The sequence below is a fragment of the Streptomyces sp. RKAG337 genome (genome assembly GCF_023701715.1).
Lineage (GTDB): Bacteria > Actinomycetota > Actinomycetes > Streptomycetales > Streptomycetaceae > Actinacidiphila.
The window spans coordinates 136301-161330 of record NZ_JAJOZA010000002.1 but is presented as its reverse complement, the minus strand read 5'-3'; the positions used below and the strand labels follow the sequence as shown (position 1 = coordinate 161330).

Sequence of the window (25030 nt, the reverse complement as noted above, 5' to 3'; positions counted from 1 at the left end):
CTGCGGTGGCCGAGGGTAAATCCCCAGCGGGGGAGCGCCGTTGCTGCCAGGCTCTGGGGGAGGAATCCGGCAAGGGAGACAGACCGACGATGGCAACGGCCCAGCAGCCCACCTCCGCGCAGCACCGGCGTGTGCAGTGGAAACCCCTCGACCGGGTCCTGGCCCGCTACTCGACCGAGTCGCTGCTGGTGGTTCTCCATGCAGCGCTCGCGTCGCCGGGCTGCTCCCGCTTCGGGGATCACCTGCTGCTGCTGTGGACCCGCGTCCTGCGCACGCCTTCCCGCCCCGGGGACCAGGCGGGCGCCGGAGACCTGCCCGGCCTGGTCGAGGCCGCCGTCCGGGCTGCTCCGGGCCGGGGAACGGTGACCGAGGCCGAGCCGAACGATCCTCGCGCCCTGGTGGCGTTCGAGGTGGCAGCTGAGCGGCTGCTGGTCCACCCCGGACAGCTCGACCACCCGCTGATGTTCCTGCGCAGCGCGCAGCTGACCGCCCTGGCAGTCGACGAACCGCTCCTGAGCGTGCACGGGTTCACCCTCACCGACGTTCTGGAACTGGTGCTGCGCTATAGCGACCACGCGGTCACCGCGCTCGCGCCGGCGTGGCCACAGGCATACGAGGACCGGGTCGCGCAGGAGATCGCGTGCGGGATCAGCCCCGGTGAGGCCGAGGCCGCCCAGGAGCTGGCCGGCCTCGATCCCGCCATGCTCACCGGCGCGTGCCGCAACCCGCAGCGCGCGGAACGGGCGCTGCAGTGGCTGACTGCGGACCTCGCCGACCTTCCCTTGCGCTACCACCCGACGAGATCGCTGCTCGGTCCGGTGCTCGCCGTCGTCGCCCACGGCCGCCGCCGGCTGGTGCCGGTCTGCGCCGTGCTGAACACCTTCGCCGCGGCCCTCGAACACCTCCTGGCCGCGGTCCCGGATCCGCAGGGCGCGCAGGAGCGGCTGCAGGAGCTGACCGCGGACCGCGTCGCGCAGCTGCTGGGCCTGGACGAGGCCCCGGCTAAGCCCGGGCGGGTATGCGTGATCTCCTCGCCCGGCTACCGCTACGACATCGCCGTCGTCAGCGCGCTGTCCGACGGGGGCCTGTCCGGGCGAATCGAAGAGGGCCGGTCCGCCCTCGCTGCCAGTGGCGCTCCCGGCCGGGGGCGGCTCGTGGTCTACGGCGGGCCCCGGGTGCTCGGCCCGGAGCTGATCACCGACACCGCCTACCTCCACCTCGAAGAGCTCGCCGAGATCCTCGCCGACGCCGAAGGCGATCCGGCCACCGTGGCGTTGTTCGTCCTGGAGCTCACCGAGCACCCCGGTGTCGACGCCGTCTTCTACCGCGAGCCGCTCGACGCGTGGACCGCGTGGCGGCGCGAGAGCACGCTGCTCCTGCCGGCCCCGGACCGGCAGGAGGTGGCCGCCGTCCCCCCGGCCGGGTTCGACCCGAGCTGGCAGCGCGCCGCGACCTGGGCACGCACCGATGACGTCCTGGCCGCGGCCGGACTGCCCCAGGCGCTGCACTGGCGCTTCGCCCACCTCGCCGAACCCGATCCAGGGCTTCCCGGCGAACATGCCGACCTTCTGTATCCCGGCAGCGACGGGGGAGAGCTGATGGTGCGGATCAGCACCGTCCCGCCGCTGACGGTCATCGCCAACCCCTGCCCCGAGCCCGGCGCGGTCCTCGACCTGGCCGCGATGACCGGCCTCGCCGACAGCATCCGCACCACCATCACCCGATGCCCGCCGGTCACCGCCCACTTCACCCTGCCCGACGGAGCCCCCGTCGTGCTGCAGCTGACCGAGACCACCCAACCCCACCAACCACCGCCCACCGACCCGGACAGCCGGCCCGCCGATGAGCAGGAGGCGGGGGAGCGGCTGCTGCTGCACGCCGGGGCACAGCCGGACCAGGCCCGGATCGGCGTCGACCTCGATCCGCCGCTGCTGGCCTCCTTCACCGGCGACGGCCAACAAGGCCACCGGATCCTGGGCCGGCTCCTGCACCACCTCGTCGCCCAAGTCCGCCAAGGCCGAGGCGCCGGCCCCGGCACCGACCCGGAGGAGTTCGCGGAAGCCTGGGACGCGGCGTATCCGGTGCTGCGCATCACCGGCAACGCCACCTACTGGCCCGCCACCACCCCCCACTACACGCTGCCGCGCTCCCACCACCTGCACGCCCGCGTCCTGCGTACCGCGGCTGCAGCCATCCGCCGCGCCCGCGTCCCGGCCGGCTCCTGGCACGGGACGGACGCCTACGGCCACGGCGGCCCCGCCGAACAGCTGCTCCACGCCCTGGAAGACGAACTCACCCAGCAGATCCGCGCCCACCAACCGGACCTCGTCGAAGAGTTGGCGCGACAGCTGAACGCGGCCTGGAGCAGCCGCACCCGCGGCCACCACGAAGTGGAGGTGAACCTCGCCGCACCGTGGGGAGCGAACTGGGCCCCGGAAGCCGGCCGCCGCCAAGCCGGCGCCGCCACAGCCACCTCCGCCCTGCAGCTCCTGCTCCAACAGGCCATCGCCACCCCTCCCGCCGGCCAGCGGCCCGTCGACGTCCTGGCCGTCGCCGAACTGGTCGCCCTGGCCGAGCTCGTCCGGCACTGCGGGACCACCGCCGTCGCCGCCTCCCGCCGACTGCACGACCTCCACCTGGACATCCACCCCACCGGGGTCTTCACCCTCACCGACACCAATGAAGCAGGCACCGCGGACCCCGGCGCCGAGCTGGCCCACCTCGGTTTCAACGCCGAGGCGTACCAGCAGGCCCGGCAGCAACACTTTCTCGCCCAGGCCGCCACCGCGACGCCACAACTCCGCGACGAATCCGCTGCGTTCGCCGCTCGGGGCTCGCGCACCGCAACGGTGTTCGCTGCGCCTGACCTGCCCCCCGGCAGTCAGCTCGCCCGGGCCGACCGGCTCCTGCACCAACAGTGGGGCTTCGGGTTCGCCGCGCTGGGCGCCGTGCTGGCCAGCGCCGCCGACTGGCCGACAGGACCCGACGGCATCGCCATGCTGACCCCCGAGGACCTGGTGCGCGAGGCGACCGCCTGGTCAGCGCTGCCCACAGCCGACCTGACGGCCGCCGTCGACCGGCTGCGCCTCCACCCGGGCAACGCCGCCGCCACCGGACCGCACGCCTACACCGAGGTCGAGCGCCGCACCCGGCCCGCCACCCACCCGCTGATCACCCACGACGGCCGGCTGCTCGTGCTGCCCTGGCTCATCCACACCGCCCAAAACCTCTACGCCGCCTACCTCGACGAAGGCCGCCTCCCACACCCCGACCTGCCCCAGCCCGTCACAGATGCCCTGCGCCGCCACCGCCAGCACCTCGACGACCGCCTGGAAGCCGACCTCAAGACGATCGCCCGCGACGCCGGACTGCCCCACAAGTTCCGGCTCCTGGAGAAGACCGCCGCCCAACTCGGCATCCCGGGCCTGATCGGCGAAATCGACCTGCTCGTCGCCGACCCGGCCGCCCGACGCCTGTGGGTGATCGAAGCGAAGAACCCGCACGGCGCCGTCGCCCCGCACAACCTCGTCCAACACCTTCAGAGATTCGACCGCTACTGCACCAAGCTCCTCGCCAAGACCGCCACCATCACCGCCCACGCCTCCCAAGCCGCCCGCGCCTGCCAGGCCCCCGAAGGCATGGACTGGAATGTCGTCCCGCTGATGGTCACCCGCACCCTCGAACCGGCCGGCTTCCTCGCCGACCCCAAGGTGCCCTTCACGATCGCCGACCACCTCGCCCAGATCCTGGCCGATCCAGCCTCCCCCCACCCAGGGTGGAACAGCCCGAACGGACAACCGAACCGGTGACGGCCGTTGTCCGCGACCTCCGAGCCGCGGACAACCTGACCCTGCAGACCCGGCTCCACGCGCCGGCCGAGCGGCGCCGCCACGACCCCGACAGGGCAGGCCGGTTCGTGACGCTGGTCGACGAGGCCGTACACCGGTGAACGCGCCTTCACGCCGCTTCCTTCTCCTCACCCCCACTACCGTCCCCGGTCCCCGATACCGCGATGGTCAAGCCCCCCACGCCGGTACGGTGATCAGGTGACTGAGCGGAACACCGACACCCCATCCCCGGCAAGCCCCGACCCCGCCCGGACGGTGATCGCACCCCGTTCACCCGCAGACCAGGACCACAGCGCGCAGGAACGCCTGCTGCGCGACCTCAAACTGGCCGGCGGCGAACCCAGCGGGAGGCCGGCGCTCCGAGCACTGGGCGGCCTGGGCACGTATGAGAACGAGTTCGTCGTCGACCTCGACGCCGAACTGCGCGGACGCGATGTCCGCACCGCCCGCGACGTCCTCAAGCGCGCCGATCTGTACGGGCTCCGCATCCACGACGTCACCGGCCCGCTCAACTTCACCGAGGCCGAGACCCTCGCCTACCTGCGACGGCTGGTGCGGGCCGGTCTGCTGAGCGGCCCCACCGGGAACGACGGCCGCACCGACTCGTGGGACCGCCACGACCACCGGACCTGGAAACTGACCCCCGCCGGACGCGTCCTCGCCAACGCCTCCGGGCGCAGGCCCTCGACCCGCCGCAGCGCGGACACCCTGGTGGCCAAGATCGTCAAGGCCGCGGCGCAGATCAACGACGACCCGGACGCCACCTTGTGGTGGGTCGAAGAAATCCGGGCCCTCGGCGCCTACGCCGCCCCCGGGACAGACCCGCTGCTCCACGTTGACCTGGCCGTACGGCTACGGCCACGACTGAACGACCGCCACGAGCAGGCCAAGGCCGAACAGCGCCTGCACGACGCCGCCGAAGACCGGGGCGAACGGGCCAAGGCCAGGGACATGCTCGGATACGGCCACTGGAAGACCAGGCTGGCGCTCGCCGGGCGCAGCAAGGTCGTGCGCCTGTTCGCCCCGTACGAGGACACCGAAGGGCCGGTGCTGTTCCGCGAAGAACGGGACCTGACCCTCCAGGCCCAGACGACCGCCCCCTACACGGAGCCGCCCGAGCCCCAGCCGCTGCCTCAGTGCTCGTGGTGCCGGCGGGCACTACCCGGCCAGCGGGTGGCCCGCCCCGGCGAGGCCTTCACCAGCTCCCCGATCGGACTGTGCGAGACCTGCCTCATCCTGGGCGGAGCAGCGGAAAGCTCGGAGTACCGATGGTGGGGCCGCGCCGGCCGGATGGCCCGCGAGACGGTGACCGCGCTCGCGAGCGAACCGCACCATCCCAACGGCTGCGCGATGTGCGGCCGCACCGCGGCCGAGCCCCGCCCGTGGTGGACCGCCCCGGACCCGGACGACCAGGACGACCGTGTCCTGACCGAACTGCGGATGTGCGATTTGTGCCCCGGCCTGCTGGAACTCGTCGATGATCCCGCCCGTGACACCTGGTGGGCACGCCGCTTCCACGACGCCTGCCTGACCGGGATGCACGCCCGACTGCGCCAGGAGACTGGACAGCCTCCGGCCACCGCGACGAAGGCCAGGCCCCGCCGTCCGGCCCGACTCACCGACGTCCACCAGGAGATCCTGGACGAGGTCCGGCGCTCCGGAGCTCTCGAGACGGTCGACCTCGTCCGCGACGCCCGCGACCAAGACGCACCACACCACCGCTGGTCGTGGTGGGACTCCCGCATCGGCCACCTCCTCGACCACGAACTCCTCACCCCGATCACCACCATTGACGGCACGCACCACTCCACGACCAGGACGCGGATCCTCGAAGACGACGAACGGGAGCTGCGCCGAGGGGTGCTCGCCGCGCACGTGCCCGGGCCGGTCTGGGACGGCGACCGGGTGACGGAGCCCGCGCCGCCCGAAGGATGGGACGCCCTGAACTCCGAACTGACGGCCCTGCGTACCCTGCGCGACGAACAGGCCCTGAGCCTGCGCCGCCAGGTACGTCCGGCGACGCGCACCCCCTACCCCGTCCGCTGACCGCCGAGGCCCCGACCCCGCCGGACCCACCCGCCCGTTGGAGCCCAACTCAGGTCCGTCCTAAGACGGGAGGGGCACGGCTGTCGCTCAAAGGGAGTACGACTTCGCGGATCTGGCCCGTGGGGACCCCGCGCGCCCCAGAACCGGACGCATGACCGACGTGGTGCATCTGACGGCGAGTGTGTTCCTCTTCGCCCGTTTCGGGTCTGTTTGGCGGATGTGCGTGATTGAGCACCCCAGGATCGGCGGTGAACTCGCCCCTGGAGGTCATGTTGACGAGGGAGAATCGCCGGAGCAGGCCGCCGTGCGGGAAGTCCTTGAAGAAACTGGACACCGGGCGCGGCTCCTTGCCCCACCGGCACCGGCCGACTACCCGCACCCGCTCCTGCCGTCGGCGTGGCACGTCGCGGACATCCCGGCCGCCGCGGATAGCAGGGCTTCACAACGCCACCTTCACCGCGACCACATCTTCGTCGGGGTGGCCGACCGGCCTCTGAGCCCCACGGCCGAGCCCGAGCATCCCGCACGCTGGGTGCTCGCCACCGATCTGCCAGCCCTCGACATCCCGCACGACACCCTGGTGATGGGCAGCGCGCTCTTCGAGGCCATCGAGTCCGCAGCCGCGCTGCGCCACCCGCCGGCGTACGACGAGACCCTGACTGCCCAGCTTCTGGCCCGGCAGGAGACGGACCAGGCCGTCCGGCTGCTGCCGGCCGCCGAACGCGGAGAGGACTGGGGCGAGCAGATGCGCCGGGTGGACCGGGACAACACCGCATGGCTGCGCGAGGTCATCGCCGACCGCGGATGGCCAGGGCGGGCGCTGGTCGGCCCCAAGGCCTCGCTGTCCGCGTGGCTGATCGCGCAGCATGCCGATCTTGATCCGGACTTCCAGGAGCAGTGCCTTGAGCTGCTGGCTGCGGCGTTCACCGCGGGCGACGTCGACCCTCAGCACGCCGCCATGCTTGAGGACCGGGTCCGCCTCGCTCGTGGCCGTCGTCAGCTATTTGGCACCCAAGTACGACCGGACGCCAACGGCATCCAGATCCCCGTCCCGATTGAGGATCCGACGACGGTCGATGAACGGCGTGCCCTGTGGGGCTTCGAGCAGACCCTGGCTGAGTACGTGCAGCACTTCCAGGGGGCGGACCGGTGACGAGCATTGCCTGCTTATCCAGCCGGCCGCTTCGCTGTCGGTTCGTCGATGTTGGCCATACCTGCAGACGGACGACATCGCCGACAGGCTTGATGCGAGGTCAACACCCCCTGACGACGAGCCTCTGCTGCAACTCGGCGCCCAGGCTCCGCGGTGACCTGAGCGCCGGACCGATCGTTTCCAGGAATGACTGACTGGCCAGACCCGCCTGACCGTCGGCTGGTGACATTCGGAAGGCGATGGGCGCGCAGCGCGCGTCCTCGTGTTGGACCCAACTAGCCAACCGATCCTAGGAGATCACCTGATGAATGCCACCCCCACCGCCGACACCCAGGGAGCCGAAGAAGCCGAGGGACGTACCGGCGGCTGCCTGTGCGGCCGCATCCGCTTCACCACCCGGGGTCCGGCCGTCTTTGCCCACACGTGCGCTTGCGAGCACTGTCAGAAGCTCGGCGGCACCCCCTTGATGTGGTGGGTGGGATTCGAGACGGTCACCTGGACCGGCGAGAGCGAGCCGACCTGGTACGAGACCTTCGAAGGCGAGGCGAAGCGCGGTTTCTGCCCGACCTGTGGCAGCCGCGTCGCGGCGATCGACAGCAACATCCCGGAGATCGGCATCAACGTCACCGCCCTCGACGACACCAGCGGCACAGACCTTGTGCCCATCCACGCGTCCTTCCACGAAAACGCCGTGCGCTGGCTACACGCGGTGCCGGAGACCGAGCACAACGCGGCTGGTTGACCGCCATCCCCTGGCCGGCTCATTCACCCGCACCCCCGATGCTCCCGGCCGGGATCCCGTCGTCGGCCGCCAGCAGGCGTTACTGACCTTTGCTCGTCAGGGTGAATCTTGTGGAAGTTGCCTTTGCTGCATGCCGGTAGGCCCTATCTGTTGGTGTGTGAGATACGCGGATGGGGGCGGTCTGACGTCTGCGGGGCGTCAGCGTCGTGAGGCGGTTCGGATGCGAGCCGTGGAGTTGTTCGAGCAGCTGGTCGGGCCGCTGGAGGTCGCGGAGCGGCTGCGGGTGAGCCGGAAGTCGGCGTATCAGTGGCACGGGTTGTGGCGTGAGGGGGGTGCGGAGGCGTTGGTCTCGCGGGGTGCGTCCGGGTCGCGTTGCCGGCTGTCGCCCCGGAGCCTGGAGAAGCTGGCGGCCTTCCTGGAGGAGGGGCCGGCCGCGCACGGCTGGGTCGAGGACCAGGTGTGGACCGCGGCGCGGGTGGCCACTTTGATCGGCCGGAAGTTCCACGTCTCCTACAGCGTTTCGGGTGCCACCCGGCTGATGCACCGGCTCGGGTTCTCCCCGCAGGTCCCGGCCCGGCGGACGGCGGAGCGGGACGAGGCCGCGGTGACGGTGTGGAGGGAGGCGACCTGGGCGGAGGTAAAAGGGTCCGGGCGGCCTGCGGGGGCTACATCTGCTTCGAGGACGAGGCAGGCTTCACCCGGCGGCCGCCCCGTGGACGCACCTGGGGCCGGCGGGGCCGCACCCCGGTCGTGACGGTCAGCGGACGCCGCTCGGGCCGCCTCTCGGTCGCCGGACTGATCGCGATGCGGCCAGGCTCCCGCACCCGCCTGTCCTACCGCCTCCTCACCCACCGGGCGGGCAAAGCCGAGCGCCGCAGCATGAGCGAGAACGACTTCATCGCCCTGATCGACGGCATGCACCACCTCGTGAAAGCCCCGCTGGTGCTGGTCTGGGACCGGCTGAACACCCATGTCTCCCGCCGGATGCGCCGGATGATCGACGAGCGGGAGTGGCTGACGGTGTTCCTGCTGCCCGCCTACGCACCCGACCTGAACCCTGTCGAGGGCGTCTGGGCCCACGTCAAGAACAGCCTCGCCAACCTCGCCGTCGTGGCCCTGGACCGCCTGGAAACCCTCGTCCGCAACCGCATCAAACGACTCCAGTACCGACCCCACACCCTCGACGGCTTCATAGCCGGAACCGGCCTCACCCTCGACACACCAACGTCACCCTGACAAGCCGAAGTCAGTAACTCCCGGCCCGGGGCTCGCTGCCGGCGCCGAGGACGAGTGCACTGGGCGCGCAGTCGACGCCGGCGGCGCGGTGGCTGAACTGGTGGTGGAGGTGGCGGGCCAGGACGCCGTCGCCGCATCCGATGTCCAGTACCGGGCGGGCTTGGCCGGGACCGAGGGTTCGGCGAGGAACGCGGCTTCGGTGTCCTTGATCTTCTGGTACCGGCGGCCGGAGGCCCAGAGCGGTTCCCAGTAGTCGGCGGGGGACTGTGTCACGGGCACGGCACCTCTTCTTCCGGGGCCGGGCGTTGTCGCGGAACTGGGGCGGTGGGGAACGTCCGCAGGGTGCGGATGGGGGAGAGCAGCAGGAGGGCGACTGGCACGATCATGAGGACCGTGCCGACAGCGAGGGTGGCACGTACGCCAGCGACCGAGACCAGGGCACCGGCGACGAGCGCGGCGAGCGGGCGGGATCCCGCGGTGAGCCAGGTGCTCGCGGACTGCATCCGTGCCTGGAAGCCAGGCTCGCACAGTACTTGGCGCACCGAGCGCTGCGTGGTCCCGGCCGCGGCTGCGCAGGCCAGCTGGACCACGAGGGACGCGGCCATGATGATCTGCCAGGCGAGCCCGGGGCCGGCGAGCAGCAGGGGGAGTTCAGTGAGCGGCGTGAGTGCGAAGCCGGTGATGATCAGCGGGCCGGGCCCGATGAGATTTCCGATACGGGGGGCGAGGAGGGCGCCCGCCAGGCTGCCGGCGCCGCCTGCCCCCATTACGACGCCGAGGGCGGTGGGACTCCATTGGAGCGTGGAGAGCAGGTAGAAGGTCCAGTAGGTGTTCATGATGCCCAGCGCGAAGCTGAGCGAGGACAGCGCGAGGATCAGGGAGCGGATGGTCGGGTGCCCAGCGACCGAGCGCAGGCCCTCGCTGATCCCGGTGACCAGGCCGCGCCGGGCGGGCGGTCGGGGTCCCTCGGGCGTGCGGATGCGCCAGATGCACCAGGCGCTCACCAGATACGAAAGCACGTCGGCGAGCATGGATCGGGCCCCCCGAGAGCCGCGACGAGGGCGGCTCCCGCGTTGTTTCCCGCGCTGTCCGCCACGGAGAAAGCTGCCCCGACCTTGGAGTTGGCGTTCTGCAGCAGCTCTCGCCCCACGAGGTCGGGGAGGTAGCTGATGGCGGCCGCGTCGTGGATGACTTTGGCGACGCCGAGAAGAAGAACGACCCCGTAGAGCTGGCCGATCGTGAGGGTGTGGATCGCGGCGGAAACCGGGATGCTCACCAGGACGGTGGCTGCCGCCAGGTCACCGGTGATCATCAGAATCCGCTTCGGGTGCCGGTCAGACAGTGCGCCGGCGGGCAGGGCGACGAGGAAGTTCGGCAGCTGCGCGAGGAAGGTCAGGGTGGCGACCTGGGCGGTAGTGGCGTGCAGATCCAGGACGGCGAGGGTGGGCACGGCGACGGTACTGACCGCGCTGCCCGACAGGCTCGAGCACTGGCCGGTGAGGTACACACGGAAGTCCCGTTGTTGCCACGCGGTCGCGCGCGGCTTCCTGACGGAAACGGTCATTGCACACCTCCTGCCCCTTGCCGGGGGGCCACAATGTTGGCGTAGGGCCGACGGGCCGCGAAGTTGAGGAGGACCTCACGGGTGAAGGGGTGGCAGTCGCCCGGGGGGCTGGCCGGCTCGACCCACACCAGCTCGGTGTGTTTGTGCGGTTCAGCGTTGTACGGCTCGCCTTCCCACTGCCGGGTGGTGAACGCGGCGCCGATCACGAGCTCCCCATCCGGTGTGAAAAAGTGCACCAGCTGGCAGAACTGCAAGGGGTTAGCACTGATCCCCACCTCCTCGAACAGCTCGCGGGCCGCGCCCACGTCGAGGAACTCATCGGCCTCGAGTCGGCCCCCGACGACGGTGAGCAGTCCGGGTGAGTGCGCGGAATCTGGGCCGTGCCGTACGGCAAGCACTCGGCCATCGCCTCGCTGGAGCAGGACCATGACGTTGGCGATGCTCCGGTATACGTCGGTCACGCGTCCCCTCCAGGTCGGTAGGCGTCCCGGTCCTGCTGAAGGCGCCACAGGTCCTGCATCAGACCGGGCTGGTTGATCAGCTCGTGGAACGTTCCGGCCTGCACGACGCGGCCCTTGTCCATGACGATCACGCGGTCGGCGACGGAGGTATTGGCCAAGTTGTGCGTGACGAGCACAACCGCGCGATCGCTGGCCAGGTCACGCAGGCCGGTGAAAATCCGGTGCTCAGCACGCGGGTCCAGGTCCGAGGTGGGTTCGTCCATGACCAGGAGACCGGCGTCGCGGTGTGCGGCCCGGGCAACGGCGATGCGCTGCCACTGACCCGGGGACAGCGCAACGCCGCCCCACCATTCCCGGGCCAGCAGGGTGCTCAGCCCGGAGCGCAGTGTCTTGATCACGTCGTCGGCGCCGCTGGCGCGCGCCGCCGCGAGCACGCCCTCGTCGCCTTCCTTGCCCGGTTGGCCCAGGTGAATGTTCTCCCGCGCGGTCATGGGCCAGCGGGCGAAGTCCTGTGGGACCACCGCGGTGTTGCGCCACATGGCCAGCGGATCAAGGTCGGCCACACTGACGCCGTCCCAGGTGACGACACCCGCAGTGGGCAGGTTGAGCCCTGACAGCAGCTTCATCAGGGTCGACTTGCCCGAACCGTTCTCGCCGACCACGGCCACGATCTCGCCCCGGCGCACCTCGAAGTCGACGCCGCACAGCGTGTCCTGGTCAGCCTCGGGATAGCGGAAGGTGACGTCTCGCAGGGCGATGTGCCGTGGCCGCGGCGCAACAAATTCGCCGCGATCCAGGCGCTGTCCGGCCGCCTCGGTGACGAAGCGCTCCCAGTCGTCCAGGTACAGGCCCGTCCGCAGAAGATCACGGCCGTAGCCGACCAGGCCCTGCAACCCGGTGCTCGCCGAGCGTAAAGCGAAGATCGCGGTGCCGGCGGACGCGGCGGAGATCCGCCCGGTCCCCAGCAGCAGCAACACCGCTCCCCACACGACCGAGGACGCCAGCCCCGTCGCGACGGCACCCACGACGGAGATCTTCGCGCGGTCCCAGGTGGCGCGGTTGCTGGTGTCCTCCACCCGCATCGCACTCGCCTTGTACTTCTTCAGCAGATAGGGCGCCAGAGTGTCCGTGCGGACCTGGTCGGCCTGGTCCTTGGCGATCAGGTGCCAGCGCAGCATGTACATCACCCGGCGGTCCTTGTGGGTGGCGACGGTTGCCAGGTAGGTGATGCGCTCGCCCCGGATGGAGGCCACTGCCTGGGGAATCGCCGCCAGCAGGAGCAGCGGCAGAAGCACGGGGTACAGGCTGGCCAACACCACGGCTGCGGCGGTCAGCGTGGCCAGGGAGGAGATGTAGTTCTGGGACTGTCCGATCATGTCCCGGCTGACGTCCACGCCGCGCTCGGCCGCGTCGAACCGGTCGTTGAAGCCCGGGTGGTCGTACGCGGCCATCTCGGCGTTGGTCGCCGCCTCCAGCATCCTGTACTCCGCCTCGCGGCAGATCCGCGGCGACAGCCGATTGGACAGGCCCTGGATGGCGATGCCCAGCAGCGCTCGTAAGCCGGCGGTCCCGGCCAGCACCGACACCGCCGGGATCGCCGCGGGCAGGCGGCTCGGGTCGTGGGCCGTTTCGATCAGTACCGAGAACGCGGCCGTGGTGGCGAAGAGGCCCAGCGCCGCGGATACCCCGGAGACGAACTGGCAGGCGAGGAGCGCGATCACCGCTTTGCGGTCGACTTCCCAGGCCAGGGAGAAGGTTCTGCGGACCAGCGACGGGAGTCGGCGGGCCATGCTGCGTCCCGTGAGCAGGTCGGCTAGTTCCAGACTGTCGCCGCCGGGGTGGTCGAAGGCCAGTGTCTCCTCAGCGACGGCGTCCGTGTCCAGTTCGCGGGCCTCGCCGTCCTCGCCGTGCAGTGTGCTGGCGGTCTTCGTCACGCTCTGCCTCCCCTTCGCCGGATGACGATGCTCGGTTCGAGCGTGGTGTCCTCGGCTCGACCGGTCTGGTTCGTTGCGTAATCCGTGCCGAGTTCGTCCCCCGGCGCTATGCGTTCCGCGTCCGGCCGTTCCTCGGCGTCGCTCCGAGCAGCGGGTTCTGTGCGAGTCCCGGTTCACCTACGGTTTCCGCCAGCGGTGTCGAATCCGAAGCCGCTGCGACATCGGAAGCGGGATTTGGACACGGCAAACGGGATTCGACAGCGCGCTCATTCACAGGACGCCCCCGACGTGGTGAGTCGCAGCGCGGTGTCGATCAGCGGCACGTGGCTGAATGCCTGCGGGAAGTTCCCGACCTGCCGCTGGTTCTTGGAGTCCCACTCCTCGGCGAGGAGGCCGAGATCGTTGCGGAGCGACAGCAGTTTCTCGAACAGCTGCCGTGCCTCGTCGACTCGCCCGATCATCGCCAGGTCGTCGGCCAGCCAGAATGAACACGCGAGGAACGCCCCCTCGTCGCCCTCCAGGCCGTCTACTCCCGCCTTGTGGCCAGACGTCGGGTAACGCAGTACGAATCCGTCCTCGGTGGACAACTCTCTCTGGATCGCTTCGATCGTGCCGATGACCCGCTTGTCGTCCGGGGCAGGAAGCCCATCTGCGGAATCAGCAGCAGGGATGCGTCCAGTTCGTTCGAGCCGTATGACTGGGTGAAGGTGTTGCGCTCCTTGTCGTAGCCCTTGTTGCAGACGTCTTGGTGGATCTCGTCGCGTAGCGCGCTCCATTGCTCGAGTGGGCCCTCCACCTCGCCGGCTTCGATCAACTTGATCGTGCGGTCGATGGCTACCCAGACCATCACCTTGGAGTGCACGAAGTGCCTGCGCGGACCTCGCACCTCCCAGATGCCCTCGTCCGGTTGGTTCCAGTGGTTCTCCAAATACCGGATGAGACGTACCTGGAGCTGGTGGGCGCTGTCGTTGCGGTCCAGGCCGGACTGATGGGCAAGGTGCATTGTCTCGATGACCTCGCCGTACACGTCCAGTTGGAGCTGGTCTGCTGCGCCGTTGCCGATTCGGACAGGGCTGGAGTTCTCGTATCCGGCCAGCCAGTCCAGCTCGTTTTCTGGAAGTCCCCGCTCGCCCGAGATGCTGTACATGATCTGCAGCTTCTCCGGGTCGCCGGCGACGGCCCGGAGCAGCCACTCGCGCCAGGCGCGGGCCTCCTCGCGGTAGCCGGTCCGCAGCAGCGAGGACAGCGTGATCGCGGCGTCGCGCAGCCAGGTGTAGCGGTAGTCCCAGTTCCGGGAGCCGCCGATCTCCTCCGGCAGGGAAGTCGTCGGTGCGGCGACGATCCCGCCGGTCGGGGCGTAGGTGAGGGCCTTGAGAGTGATCAGGGAGCGGACCACGGCCTCCCGGTACTGGCCGCGGTAGGTGCACTGCCCGACCCAGTTGTTCCAGAAGGACAGGGTGGAGGCGAGGGAGAGGTCGGGGCTGGGAAGCGCGGGCGGCTCTTTGTGCGAGGGCTGCCAGCTGATGGTGAAAGCGACCCGGTCACCAGGGGTGACCGTGAAGTCGGAGCGGGTTGTGAGGTCCTGGCCGTAGGTGTCTGCGGAGGTATCGAGCCAGACCGAATCGGGGCCGGCGATGGCGACCGTGCGACCGTTCTCGCGGCGTACCCACGGCACCATCTCGCCGTAGTTGAAGCGTTCGCGGAGCGAGGAGCGCATCGCCACCCGCCCGGTGACGCCTTCCACGATCCGGATCAGTTGGGGGGCGCCGTCGCGAGGAGGCATGAAGTCGATCACCCGGACCGTGCCGGAGGCGGTGTCCCACTCCGATTCGAGGATGAGGGTGTCGTCGCGATAGCGGCGCCGGTCGGCAGCAGGCGGCGGGGCATCATCATCGTGTGCGGGACCGAGCTGCCAGCAGCCGTTCTCTTCGGTCCCCAACAGCGAGGCGAAGACCGCGGCGGAGTCGAAGCGCGGCAGGCACAACCAGTCGACCGTGCCGTTGCGGCAGACCAGGGCGGCAGTCTGCGTGTCTCCGATGAGTGCGTAATCCTCGATACGCCCAGCCATGAACTTTCCGTCTCTGCAAAGTGCTCGTCGCCCCAGCGGTCGGGGTCGGCAGGCACGTGTGGATGTGCGGGTGGTGGTACGGCCGTGATGGAGGCTGCGTGTTCAGGCCTCCGGATTCAGCGGGTGGGGCCCGTCGGCTGCCGGCGGGGGCAGGGATGCCGCCTGGAGGGCGTCGGCCACCGTTGGGTGCAGGTCGAAGACCTTGGCAAGACCGGTGATACGAAGGACCTTGTGGACGAGTCCTTCGGCGGAGACCACATGAAGTGCGCGCGCCGGTTGCTGCCGCAGTCGTAGCAGGGCACCGACGAGGACGCCGAGCGACGTCGAGTCGAGGTAGTTCACGGCCAGCATGTTCAGGACCACGTCCCCCTCGACCTGGTCGATGAGCGCGGTCAGCTGGTCGCGGAGGGCCGGTGCCTCGTAGACGCCCAGTTCCCCTTCCACCGTGATGACGGTGTGGTGCTCGTGCGGTCGGTGCGTCAGCAGGGCGTCTTCGAACGCTATGACGGGGTTCCCGTCGTCTCCCATCCACGTTCTCGTGCCTCTGGCCACGGCGGCTGTCTCCTGTGTCTATGTGGTGCGTCAAGGTCGGAGCGCGGGCGATGGGGGTGGCTCAGCCGCTGGCCTGACCGTGGTTGCGGCGTGGGTCCAGCGCGGCAGCTCTGGCAAGGCGCAGGCAGGTGCGTTCCTCGTCCGGATCCGGTGAGCTGCTGGTGGAACGGAGGTAGTGGTGGTGGAGAAGGGCGTGGAGCACCGTGTCCGTGTCGGTGTCCCCCTCCTGGTCGAGGAGCGCACGGTAGGAGGCCAGCGCTTCGCGCCGTATGGCGAAGGTGCGGATCATGTCCGAGCCGCCCGGTAGTGAGCGCAGCGCCGCCCAGTTGTCACGGGGGTCCACCAGCCGGGCTGCTTCAGCCTGCACCGGCCGGGGCAGCCGGGTGGAACTTGCGTCGTTCGGCTGGGCAGCCAGCCAGCTCAGGCCCTCGTGGACACCCGAGTGGAAGCCGACCGTGATGTCGATGACGTTGGCGGCGGCCAGCACGCGAACGTCAGCCCCGCTGTCCCGGGCGAGCTGCTGGGCGACGACCGCGGAGTCGGCCACGAACACGTCCTCCGCGGCGATCAGGAGTGCTTTGGAGCCCCATCGGCCGGTCTGGGGGCGGTAGGCAACGAGCGAAATGTCGCCCAGCGCCCCCATCTCCACCAGGTGCTCGGCCCAGGAACCGAGCTGCCGCGCTGCTGGGCCGTACGCGTCGGCGCCAGACAGGCGTACACACAGCTCCAGGTGGGGGTCCGAGGTGTCGTGCATCGAGAACCATGCGGGCGGCCGGCCCAGGCCGGCCAACAGGGCAGGCAGGTGATCGGTGATGAGGTCTCGGCGTGCTTGGGGCTGTCCGTGTAGCCGGGCGCACAGGTATGCGGAGGCACCGGGGAGGTGGCTGGAGTTTCGGCGGACGGGCGACGCGCTCCGCGTCTCGGGGGCGGGGAGGGGCTTTGTCGCCGCGCGCATCAGCGTGACGATCTCTGTGGGACGGCCGTCACACCAGCCGAAAGCGTCCTTGGCGGCGGCCTGGGTGAGGGTGAGCGGTCCGAACTTCGGGCGCTCCAGCTGGTTGCGCAGCAGCGCGAGGTGTCCAGGGTCCCCGAGGTTGAGGCGCAGGCGGAGGTCGAAGTACTCCAGCAGGACGTTGTCCGGCACGCTGAGTTGGACGCGCATCGCGGTGAAGGCGTCTTCCCACTCGGCGGTCCCCGCGGTTCGGTCGGGCAGGTCTGCCTGGGTGAGCAGCCACCGAGCCGGGCTCAGGATCGTACGGCGGTGGCGCACGCGGGGCAGAACCCGCAGTTTGCGGGCCGCCCCCAGTCGAAGGGCAGGATCTGCGCCGCCGGGCCGATCATCCGGACGCTCTGCCCGCGGACGAGTTCGTCCAGGAAGCGAGCGGTCCATGGTGTCTGGCATTCGATCTGCAGGGGGTGGGGTGTTGCCGCTTCCAAGACCTGGCCGCGGGAGCGGGAGACCAGGTGGAGGCGTTCGCCGTCGCAGGTGACGGCGAGGTCGGACAGCGGGATGGTGTCCGGGTGTGGCGATCGGTGCTCGGAGAAGCTGATGAGGTGTTGCTGAAGCTGCGGGACACGGGTGATGTGCGTGGCTTCGGGCGGTAGGGCGGGGAAGGAGAGTTGCACCGCAAGGGCTCCCTCGACGCTGGTGGGTCGCCGGGCAAGGGAGTCGAGGAGGCGGCTCGGCGGCCCGGAGGCCAGAAGCGCGGCGAACCGGCCGCCGGTGAAGTTGCCCATCCCGCGCGACATCCCGCGCAGCGCAAGCTCGAACCTCTCCTCTTTCAGGTCGGCTCGTGAGGTGCAGTGCAGCTCGGCGAGCAGTTCCGTGTGGGGCGGAACCTGCATGCGCGCAGGGTCGCCGACCGCGAGCCTGGTGATCAGGTTCTCGTCCAGCTCGAGCTCCTCGCCGCGCATCACCGCCTGCTGGGCGAGGTCGAGGAGGACTCCGTCGCGGCGGGAGACCGGTGGGCGCAGCGCGGGAGGCGTGCCGTGGAAGTCGTCGGGCAGGCCGATTCCCGTGGTGGGGTCGGTGAGATCCAGCAGCGGCACCATCACGCGGGGGCCGTACCGCGCCAGGAATCGTGCGCGGTACTCCTGCCATGCCGGGGTCCCGTACGGATGGGGGCTGATCCGTGCGAGCACGGCGGTCGCGGACTCCGCCTCCCATGCCACAGCCCGGGGCAGCGTCACCGCACCGTCCAGGTGGACATCGACGGCCAAGGGCTCACGTACCTCGGCGTGCGCGGCCATGCGTGTCGCCAGCAGTGCACGGTGCTTGCCACCGGCGGTGGCCGGCCGATGGTTGTGTTCCTCCATCAGCTGGTGGATCTCGCGCAGGCTCTCCGCGAGCCCGGCAGCCTCCGGGACCAGGTCCGCGCCGGTCTGCGCCAGCTCACGGATCAGGTATCCGAGTGCGTCGGGTTCGGTGGCCGGCGGGTTCAGGCTGCTGATCAGGATCCGCCGGGAGAGCAGCACGTCGAGCAGCTGCCGGATCTGCGCGGTGCCGAGCGCGGGGAACAGCGTCGCGACCTCGTCGGCCAGGTCGCCGTAAGCGATCGGCGTGTTCGTCAGTTCGAGCACGGCGCGGACCTGTGGTGTGTGGCGCACCGACACCTCGCGCACCGCCGTGGTCCCGGCCTTCAGTTTCCGCTGCTGCCAGGGGATGACCAGGCGTTCCCCGTGAAGGACGGCGATGTTGTTGATCAGTACGGACAGTCGCTCGCGTACCGGCGCGAGGCTCTCCAGTTGGGCGATGATCTGCGCGAGCCACCCGCCGTCCGCCCGTGCCACAGCCCGGTGGCTCTCGCCCCAGCGCACTACGGCCCGAGAGCCGAAGCTCGCCTCGACGACTCCGGCGAACAGCCCGAACGGGGTCGGCCTGCTGGTCGCCCGCAGGCAGTACCCGGCGAGGGAGAGCAACATCTTCCGAGCCGTAACGGGCTCGATGCCGGTGTCCGGCGCAAGGGCGTCGAGTTCGCACCCCAGAACGGGGGTCGCGTGCCGTACCGCGTCGGCGATCTCCGGGATCCTCCAGGTCGCCCGCATCCAGTCGCACCAACGCTTCACGCCCTCGGGGCTGGTGTCGGCGAGGTCGGGCCAGGGCGGCACAGCCATGGTGGTGTAGTGCGAGGCCCGCACCAGGGCGAACTGGTCGCACTGGAAGCGCAGTCGGCCGGCGGAATTCATGCCCTCTCCCTCTGTCGTCACGGCGTGCTGTTGGTCGGTCCGCGCCCGATTGGGCGGTGCGTTCCTGCCCGTAGACGTCCCGGTCAGGGGCCGTCGTCGCCGAAGAAGGAGTCGAGAGCACCGGCCGTGAGGGGGACGTCGCTCTCACGGACATCGAGCGGGGGGAGGCCGCCGGCCGGGGCGGGGGCCGCGTCCGTGTGGGCGGGTCGATGCACGCCTGCGGACGTCGGGGCCGGTACGAGGGTCGGTGCGGTGCATGGGGGGTGTTTCATCGTCATTCCATGGCTTTCCGGCGTGGTGGAGCGGAGGGGGGTGTGGGGGACGGAGCGGCGGCTACACCAACGCCGTGGTCGTCGGGAAGGTGAGCTGGAGGCTCATCGCGGCGTGGTCGGTGAGCCCGTCCTCGCGGGGCCGGTGATCGTAGACGCACGCGGTGATCCTGGAAGCGTCTGCGGCGGTCGTGAAGATGTGGTCGAAGCGGAAGCCGCGGCCGGACCGGCCGTACCAGGAGTGGTCTGCCGTTTCGGGGTGTGCGTGGCGGAAGGCGTCGGTCAGTCCGGCTGATCCGAAGCTGTCGTAGAACGCGTACTCCCACCGCCCGAAGACCGCGTGGGCTGGCTGATGACCGGGTTCGATGACGTTGAGGTCGCCAGCCACGATCACCGGCATGTCCGGGAAGATGGCCGCCAGGCCGGGCAGCGCCGCGGTCACCGCCCCTTGGAAGTCCTTCTTGGCCTCGTTGCGGCGTTCCTTCGGGCCGCGGGAGGGGACGTAGAGGCCCACCAGCCCGACGGACCGGCCGCCAATGTGCACGGTGGCGGCTGGCGCACGGTGGGGGAGGACCGATACGCCGCTGGGCACCGCGTGCATCGGCGCGGAACGAGAGGCGAGAACGGTGAGGTAGTCCGGCACCTCGGGCCGGGGTGCGATGACGGTGGCGTACCCGTTGTCGGCCAGGGCCTCGACGAGTGCCGCGCCGCCGGGGCCGGGCCCGACCTCGGTCAGGACCACCAGGTCGGCGCCTTCCTCGTCGCTGATCCATGCGACCTGTCGGCGGGCCCGTTCCGGGGACGCGTGCTGGCAGTTGAAGAGCAGTACCCGCGCTGCGTCGACGGCGGCCGGGGGGCGGGGTTGTGCCGGGGCGAGCTGGAAGAGTTGGTCGTCGGCGCTCACCGCTTCGCCTCCTTCTCGTCCAGGAAGACCTCTCCGGCCGCGTCCAGGTCTCGCTGAAGAGCCCCGGCCGTCGCCCGGACGAAGTCGAGGTCGTCGGCGCTGAGGGGATCGCCGACGACGGACAGGTTCTCGGCGACCTGCTCGGGTCGGGTGAATCCGACCAGGAGCGCGGCGTTCTCGGCATGCTGGAGACAGAACTGCAGAGCCACACGGACCAGGTCCGCAGGGTTGGGCCCAAAACGGTCCCGCAGTGGTTGAAGGCCGGCCTGGATGATCCCGAGGGCGCCCGGCGTGAACCATGCCTTGCGCAGTCGGTGGTCGCCGGCGTCGAAGTGCGGGGGCTGAAGCGGGTTGTACTTTCCGGTCAGCAGTCCTTGGGACAGGGGCTTGTTCACCAGCACACTGGCGCCGTGGTCGGCGGCGAAGGCGAAGATGTCCTGCTGTCCGGCCGGAGGCGGTGGGGTGAGCGCGTTGTGGCGCACGGCCAGGTAGTCGGGCTTGACCTGAGCGAACAGGTGGCGGAAGCGGGCGTGCTTGTCCTCGCGCTGCTCCTTGGGGACGGTGACGCGTTCGGTGGCGAAGCGGTGGGGGCCGCGCATCCCGACCGCCTTGATCAGTCCGTCCCGGCGGAAGGTATCCATCTGGGCGATGGCGCCTTCGAGGTAGCGGTCGTCGGGGCCGAAGTCGGCGTTGTGGAGGAAGTAGATGTCCAGCCGGTCGGTCGCCAGGTTCTCCAGCGTGGTTTCCAGCTGGCGGCGCATCGCCGACGGCAGGTAGGCGTGGGCGGCCGTCCCGGTGAAGTACCCCACCTTCGAGGAGAGCACGACGCTGTTGCGGGGGACCGTGCGGACGAAGTCGCCGATGATCCGCTCGGAGTGCCCGTGGCCGTAGACGTCCGCGGTGTCGATGAGGTTGGCGCCGAAGGTGTGTGCGACCTCCAGGCCGCGGCGGGACGCGGAGTCGTCGGCGGTGGACCACCCCATGGGCAGGCCGAGGTTGTGGTCCGGACCGCCGATCGCCCAGCCCCCGATCCCGATCGGGTGGACGGTCAGGCCGGCGGACAGGGTGCGGCGGGGCAGGAGCCCCGGGGAGTCATTCATACGGATACCTCTCTGGTTCACTTTTCCTGTCAAACCCTGACGAAGGTGATACGGGAGTGGCTAGGGTCGCGGGCGTGACGAATCCACGCCCCACCACCGACCTTGATCTGGACGCCATCACCGCGAAGGGCTGGGCCGAACGTACGGACTTCTCCGACGCCGAGTTCGCGCGCGCCGAGCAGTTCTACGCCACGATGCGCGTCGACGACGCTCGCCTGCACCGGGTCCGCGCCTCCGCAGCGGAACTGATCCAGCACTGGACCGGACATCAGCCGCGCGACGTCGGCTCGTTCGGCATCGGCCTGAACCTGGAGACCTCCGACCTCGACCTCGGCATCGGCTACCCGGTCGAGCAGCGCGATGTCCTGATGAAGGCCCTGGCCGACCACACGACGTTCCTCGGCGAGCGCGCGACCAGTTTCTCCACCACCCGCCTTGTCTTCGCCTTCACTGTGGAGGGCATCGAGATCGACCTGAGCGCGCTGACGGTCGCGGACTTCGCCGTCTCCTGCCGGATGCTCGACCAGATCGGCCAGACGATGACCCCGGAGGAGCGGATCGCCCACACCTGGGTCAAGCACCTGCTGCGCTCCACCGGCCGGCTCGATGAGTACGCCGCCTGGAAGTTGGTGACCTACGGCCGTTTCTGCCCGGAGTTCAACTGGGTGCCGATCCCGGAGAAGACCGGAGCGTGAGGCTCTGGGTGCCCCGTCACAGCGGCGGCGGGGCACCGGGCGCAGATCAGGTTCCACAGGGATCCGCCGCATTGATCAGCTGCCACCCGGCGGCGGACTCCCACCGGCTGTGCTCACGGCGCAGCATCGCCGCGTGCTCACCTCGCAGGTGCCCGCCGACCTCGTCGACGGCCGTGGCCATCCGTCCGCGCAGCGCGTCTATCTGTACCTCCAGGACGACACCGAGCCGTTCCGATAGCACGCCCTGTGCTTCCGGTGCCGTCTGGAGCGGCCGGGATTCCAGAGCGGCGATCATCTCGCCCAGGACGAGGAACGCCGCGTCCTTGAGGACCACCCGGGCGGCGCGCACCGCGTGGCGCGGCGCGCCGTCGAGGACCTTCTCCAGCGACTTGAGCGTGTAGTCCAGCGCGAAGTTCCGGTCCACCCACCGCTGGGCCCAGTAGCTGGCCGCGCCGATACGCCAGTCCGCGAACCGCGCCTCGACGCGCCCCATCAGCGGCTCGACGGCCCCCGTCAGCCCGGCCGACTTCGCCACGCGGGTGTAGGGGGCGCCGATCAGGCACTCCATCGACACCAGCATGTAGGAGATGCCGGTGTGCAGGGCCTGGCCGGTGCCGTGCTCGGCGACGAACGCATCGTCGCGTACGCCGGCCACGATCTCCTCGGTGGACAGGACCGGCTGGGGGTGCAGCAGCAGGTCGGTGCGCCCCTGGAAGGCGTAGGTGGCCTTCAGCTCCTCCAGCGTCATGAGCTGGTCGAAGGTGATGTAGGTGTACCTGGTGGGGACACCGAGCGCAGAGAGCGTACGGATGGCGAGAGCGTTCTGGTCCCCGGTCGTCTCCTTGTTGAAGCGGCCCAGGATCGAGTCCACCCCGGACTCGACGCCGAACAGCATGCGCCGCAGCCCCCGATCGACCAGGGCGCGCCACATTTGGGCGCGCTCGACGTGCCAGGCCGCGTCCTGGTCGGTCCGTACGACTTGGTCGATGCGGCAGCTCGACTCCCATTTGAAGCCCTGCGCGTGCAGGACGTCGGCTACCTCCAGGGCGCGGGCGACGGCGTCGCCGCCGCGGCCAATGAACTCCTCGTCGACGAGGTAGAGGGTCCGCGAGACCTCCGGGTAGCGGTCGAAGATCTGGCGCATCTCGGCGAGCAGCCACGGCAGTTCCGCAGCTCCGGCGCCTGCCCATTTGCCCTTGTGGCCGCGCGGGCAGAAGGAACAGGTGTTGGTGCATCCCCGACTGGTCTCGACCTGGGCGACACCGTGGCGCTCGAAGGTGGCCGGCAGGAGATCGAGTTCCGGGAAGATGTCTTCGGTGGTGAGGCGGGCGACCGGTTTGGCGGTGTGGCGCCGGGTGATGGACAGGCCACCGCCCCGCCCGGAGCCGTTGTATCCGACACCGGGTATCTGCTCGCGGCCCAGATCGCCATGCCAGTGGCCGAGCAGCCCTTCGATAGTCGCCTCGCCCCCGGCGCGCGCCACCATCAGCCGTGGGTACCGCTCCAGCAGCAGACCCTCGTTGCGCGCGGTCAGGCTCCCCCCGACCACGACAGTCGGCGGTTCGGGCAGTGCGAACGTGGCGTCTAGGAGCTCGATCATCAGGTCGTGCTGGCCGAAGGTTGCGGAGACGCCGAGGATGTCGGGAGTCTCGATCGAGACCCGTTTGACCAGGTCTTCCAACTCGGTGCCTAACTGCATATCGGTCAAGGACACGGTGCCCAGCAGCGTTGCCCTGGCAGCACGGGCAACGTCGCTGATGCCGAGGGGGAAGCGCGGCAGGGGGAAGTTCTCGGGGTGGTACAGCGCGGCGAGAAGGACGTCGGGCCGCGACAGCCTCTCTACGGCGGTGACGTCGAGGCGCGCGAGCGAGAGCCAGGAGCGGGGGTCCTCGACTTCCAGACGACCGTGCGTCCAGGCCGGCCAGCGCCGGGTGCCGTGGGGGCTACCGGAGAGGTCGGAGGCGACCCATTGCCCGTCCGAGCGCTCGATGAGGACCAGGCGCCGGTCGAGTGTGCCCGTCACGCGAATACGGCCGGCGTGCTCGCGGAGCTGCCGCTCCAGGCGGGATCGCAATCGTGCGGGGTCGAGGAGGAGAAGGTCGTAGTCGCTCGCGTCTTCGTCGCTCAGCGGCGGGAGTTCGGGGCAAGCGAGACGGAGTGTGTTGACCAGCCGCGAGGATGCTGCCGTCGAGACGCGATCGTCCATGGTCGTTCACCCTTCGGGAGGGATGGAGGTGTGATGGTCGGCGAAGTGGCGGGTCGAGTCGTGCTCGTGGCTGGGTCGCCGGGTGAAACAGCCGTCCCCTTCCGTGCGGGGACGGGCTGCGCTCGCTCACGGAGCCGCCCAGCCACCGCGGTCAGGCCGCGAGCCGTTGGTTCAGCAGTTCAGCCAGTACGACCGGGTCCAGGCGAAGCCGAACGGTGTGGTGGTCGGACAGCCCCTGCATGTCGATGACGTCGACGTCCACGACCGCGTCCAGCAGCGTGGCGCTGGCGTAGATCCTGTCGATCCGCGCATCCGGTCCATGGGTCTCGCACTGGTCGACGGTCGCGGCGACCGCGGCTCGGGTGCCCTTGGGCCCGGACGCGAAGTGGCGAGCGACGTCCTCCATCCCCGCGCTGCGCAGGATCTCGTCGGGGCGGGTGTCCATCACCCGGGTGCCGGCCGGGCCGACGAACGAGCGGTGCACGCGGTGCGGCTGGTCCCGGATGCCCGTGAGCTTCGGCAGGGGAGGGTCGCCGACGACGCCCGGCTCGGGATACGAGTTGTTGTCCCCGCCCATCAGCGCGGGCAGCCGGACCCTCTGGTCGTCAGAGGTCGTCCACTGCCGGTCGTTCCACGTCGTCAGCCACTCGGCCTCGCTCTGCCGCAACGTGGTGGAGCCGTAGTTCAGGTGGTAGCTGACCAGGACCAAGGGCAGGGCGGCCGCCCCGGCCGGGGCGAAGCGGGCCGTCAGGGCCGTGGGGGGCAGCACCCACATGGGGCCGGTCTGAGGCCACTCCCGGACAGGCGTGAACACGTCGGGGTTGGCCAGCACCGAGGTGCAGCTGCGTGGGCCCAGCCAGCCGCGCAGGCCGAGGAAGTCTTCGGTCTCATAGCCGATGGTGCTGCCGTTCGCGTCGGAGTCCCACACTTCCTGGCGGAAGACCAGATCCGGGCTCAGGGCGCGCATACGTTCGTTCATAGCCAGGCGCTTTTCGGGCTTGCCGCCGCCGTTGTTCTCGAAGTTGCAGCTCAGGACGGTCAGGGTGGAGCTCATCGTCAGGTTCCC

Annotated in this window: 18 protein-coding genes and 2 pseudogenes; 7 read left to right on the top strand and 13 right to left on the bottom strand. The window is 70.0% G+C overall.

The genetic code is table 11. The features are described from left to right. Positions 1 to 89 precede the first annotated feature (89 nt). The 6 genes from LNW73_RS35450 to LNW73_RS36855 all read left to right on the top strand — a co-directional run bounded on the left by LNW73_RS35450 (position 90) and on the right by LNW73_RS36855 (position 9025). Positions 90 to 3809 carry a hypothetical protein gene (locus LNW73_RS35450; RefSeq protein ID WP_250993302.1) on the top strand — a complete coding sequence of 1240 codons (3720 nt, stop codon included), beginning with the start codon at positions 90 to 92 and terminating at the stop codon, positions 3807 to 3809. Next, a complete protein-coding gene (locus tag LNW73_RS35445) occupies positions 3806 to 3949 on the top strand; it encodes a hypothetical protein (protein ID WP_250993301.1) in 144 nt (47 codons plus the stop codon). The genes LNW73_RS35450 and LNW73_RS35445 overlap by 4 nt, the downstream gene beginning before the upstream one ends. A 97-nt stretch (positions 3950 to 4046) precedes the next feature. Continuing rightward, positions 4047 to 5894 carry a hypothetical protein gene (locus LNW73_RS35440; RefSeq protein ID WP_250993300.1) on the top strand — a complete coding sequence of 616 codons (1848 nt, stop codon included), beginning with the start codon at positions 4047 to 4049 and terminating at the stop codon, positions 5892 to 5894. 151 nt (positions 5895 to 6045) lie between these two features. Beyond that, positions 6046 to 7047 carry a DUF6624 domain-containing protein gene (locus LNW73_RS35435; RefSeq protein WP_285393961.1) on the top strand — a complete coding sequence of 334 codons (1002 nt, stop codon included), beginning with the start codon at positions 6046 to 6048 and terminating at the stop codon, positions 7045 to 7047. Between the two features lie 304 nt (positions 7048 to 7351). Beyond that, positions 7352 to 7789, top strand: coding sequence for a GFA family protein (locus LNW73_RS35430; RefSeq protein ID WP_250993299.1), 438 nt, complete (start codon positions 7352 to 7354; stop codon positions 7787 to 7789). Between the two features lie 157 nt (positions 7790 to 7946). Further along, a protein-coding gene (locus tag LNW73_RS36855; protein WP_441349492.1) for an IS630 family transposase occupies positions 7947 to 9025 on the top strand; the annotation gives its coding sequence in 2 pieces (ribosomal slippage) (positions 7947 to 8448 and positions 8448 to 9025; 1080 coding nt in all). A 269-nt stretch (positions 9026 to 9294) separates the two neighbouring features. On the opposite strand, the gene LNW73_RS35415 is transcribed toward LNW73_RS36855, so the two are convergent. From LNW73_RS35415 to LNW73_RS35365, 11 genes and pseudogenes are all read right to left on the bottom strand, one after another. Further along, positions 9295 to 10056 carry an MFS transporter gene (locus LNW73_RS35415; RefSeq protein ID WP_250993297.1) on the bottom strand — a complete coding sequence of 254 codons (762 nt, stop codon included), beginning with the start codon at positions 10054 to 10056 and terminating at the stop codon, positions 9295 to 9297. After that, positions 10026 to 10589: an MFS transporter gene (locus tag LNW73_RS35410; RefSeq protein ID WP_250993296.1), complete on the bottom strand. Its 564-nt coding sequence runs from the start codon at positions 10587 to 10589 to the stop codon at positions 10026 to 10028. Before LNW73_RS35410 ends, LNW73_RS35415 begins: the two co-directional genes overlap by 31 nt. Next, positions 10586 to 11050 (bottom strand): NUDIX domain-containing protein, encoded by a 465-nt coding sequence (locus LNW73_RS35405; protein WP_250993295.1) that lies wholly within the window; start codon positions 11048 to 11050, stop codon positions 10586 to 10588. Before LNW73_RS35405 ends, LNW73_RS35410 begins: the two co-directional genes overlap by 4 nt. Further along, a complete protein-coding gene (locus tag LNW73_RS36565; protein ID WP_250993294.1) occupies positions 11047 to 12984 on the bottom strand; it encodes an ABC transporter ATP-binding protein in 1938 nt (645 codons plus the stop codon). The genes LNW73_RS35405 and LNW73_RS36565 overlap by 4 nt, the downstream gene beginning before the upstream one ends. A gap of 266 nt (positions 12985 to 13250) precedes the next feature. Beyond that, a pseudogene (locus LNW73_RS35395) lies at positions 13251 to 15052 on the bottom strand (glycoside hydrolase family 15 protein). Positions 15053 to 15154: 102 nt separating this feature from the next. Further along, positions 15155 to 15580: an STAS domain-containing protein gene (locus LNW73_RS35390; RefSeq protein WP_250993293.1), complete on the bottom strand. Its 426-nt coding sequence runs from the start codon at positions 15578 to 15580 to the stop codon at positions 15155 to 15157. An 85-nt stretch (positions 15581 to 15665) separates the two neighbouring features. Continuing rightward, positions 15666 to 16559 (bottom strand): thiopeptide-type bacteriocin biosynthesis protein, encoded by an 894-nt coding sequence (locus LNW73_RS35385; protein ID WP_250993352.1) that lies wholly within the window; start codon positions 16557 to 16559, stop codon positions 15666 to 15668. A 168-nt stretch (positions 16560 to 16727) separates the two neighbouring features. Continuing rightward, positions 16728 to 18649 (bottom strand): annotated as a pseudogene (locus tag LNW73_RS35380) (lantibiotic dehydratase family protein); the annotation flags it as partial. Between the two features lie 224 nt (positions 18650 to 18873). Continuing rightward, positions 18874 to 19062, bottom strand: a complete 189-nt coding sequence (locus LNW73_RS35375; RefSeq protein WP_250993292.1) for a hypothetical protein — start codon at positions 19060 to 19062, stop codon at positions 18874 to 18876. A gap of 61 nt (positions 19063 to 19123) precedes the next feature. Further along, positions 19124 to 19963 carry an endonuclease/exonuclease/phosphatase family protein gene (locus LNW73_RS35370; RefSeq protein ID WP_250993291.1) on the bottom strand — a complete coding sequence of 280 codons (840 nt, stop codon included), beginning with the start codon at positions 19961 to 19963 and terminating at the stop codon, positions 19124 to 19126. Next, a complete protein-coding gene (locus tag LNW73_RS35365; protein WP_250993290.1) occupies positions 19960 to 21063 on the bottom strand; it encodes an aldo/keto reductase in 1104 nt (367 codons plus the stop codon). Before LNW73_RS35365 ends, LNW73_RS35370 begins: the two co-directional genes overlap by 4 nt. A 74-nt stretch (positions 21064 to 21137) precedes the next feature. Here LNW73_RS35365 and LNW73_RS35360 point away from each other — a divergent pair, with 74 nt between their 5' ends. Further along, a complete protein-coding gene (locus tag LNW73_RS35360; protein WP_250993289.1) occupies positions 21138 to 21758 on the top strand; it encodes a hypothetical protein in 621 nt (206 codons plus the stop codon). 46 nt (positions 21759 to 21804) lie between these two features. Here LNW73_RS35360 and LNW73_RS35355 read toward each other — a convergent pair whose 3' ends face one another. Continuing rightward, positions 21805 to 23964 carry a B12-binding domain-containing radical SAM protein gene (locus LNW73_RS35355; protein WP_250993288.1) on the bottom strand — a complete coding sequence of 720 codons (2160 nt, stop codon included), beginning with the start codon at positions 23962 to 23964 and terminating at the stop codon, positions 21805 to 21807. A 151-nt stretch (positions 23965 to 24115) separates the two neighbouring features. Next, a complete protein-coding gene (locus LNW73_RS35350) occupies positions 24116 to 25018 on the bottom strand; it encodes an endonuclease/exonuclease/phosphatase family protein (RefSeq protein WP_250993287.1) in 903 nt (300 codons plus the stop codon). Positions 25019 to 25030: the final 12 nt, after the last annotated feature.

Coding starts and splice junctions, on each gene's coding strand:
- LNW73_RS35410 (WP_250993296.1), bottom strand. CDS start 10,589: ATGACCGTTTCCGTCAGGAAGCCGCGCGCGACCGCGTGGCAACAACGG.
- LNW73_RS35415 (WP_250993297.1), bottom strand. CDS start 10,056: ATGCTCGCCGACGTGCTTTCGTATCTGGTGAGCGCCTGGTGCATCTGG.
- LNW73_RS35390 (WP_250993293.1), bottom strand. CDS start 15,580: ATGGGAGACGACGGGAACCCCGTCATAGCGTTCGAAGACGCCCTGCTG.
- LNW73_RS35350 (WP_250993287.1), bottom strand. CDS start 25,018: ATGAGCTCCACCCTGACCGTCCTGAGCTGCAACTTCGAGAACAACGGC.
- LNW73_RS35375 (WP_250993292.1), bottom strand. CDS start 19,062: ATGAAACACCCCCCATGCACCGCACCGACCCTCGTACCGGCCCCGACG.
- LNW73_RS35385 (WP_250993352.1), bottom strand. CDS start 16,559: ATGCGCGCGGCGACAAAGCCCCTCCCCGCCCCCGAGACGCGGAGCGCG.
- LNW73_RS35450 (WP_250993302.1), top strand. CDS start 90: ATGGCAACGGCCCAGCAGCCCACCTCCGCGCAGCACCGGCGTGTGCAG.
- LNW73_RS35365 (WP_250993290.1), bottom strand. CDS start 21,063: ATGAATGACTCCCCGGGGCTCCTGCCCCGCCGCACCCTGTCCGCCGGC.
- LNW73_RS35355 (WP_250993288.1), bottom strand. CDS start 23,964: ATGGACGATCGCGTCTCGACGGCAGCATCCTCGCGGCTGGTCAACACA.
- LNW73_RS35435 (WP_285393961.1), top strand. CDS start 6,046: ATGACCGACGTGGTGCATCTGACGGCGAGTGTGTTCCTCTTCGCCCGT.
- LNW73_RS35430 (WP_250993299.1), top strand. CDS start 7,352: ATGAATGCCACCCCCACCGCCGACACCCAGGGAGCCGAAGAAGCCGAG.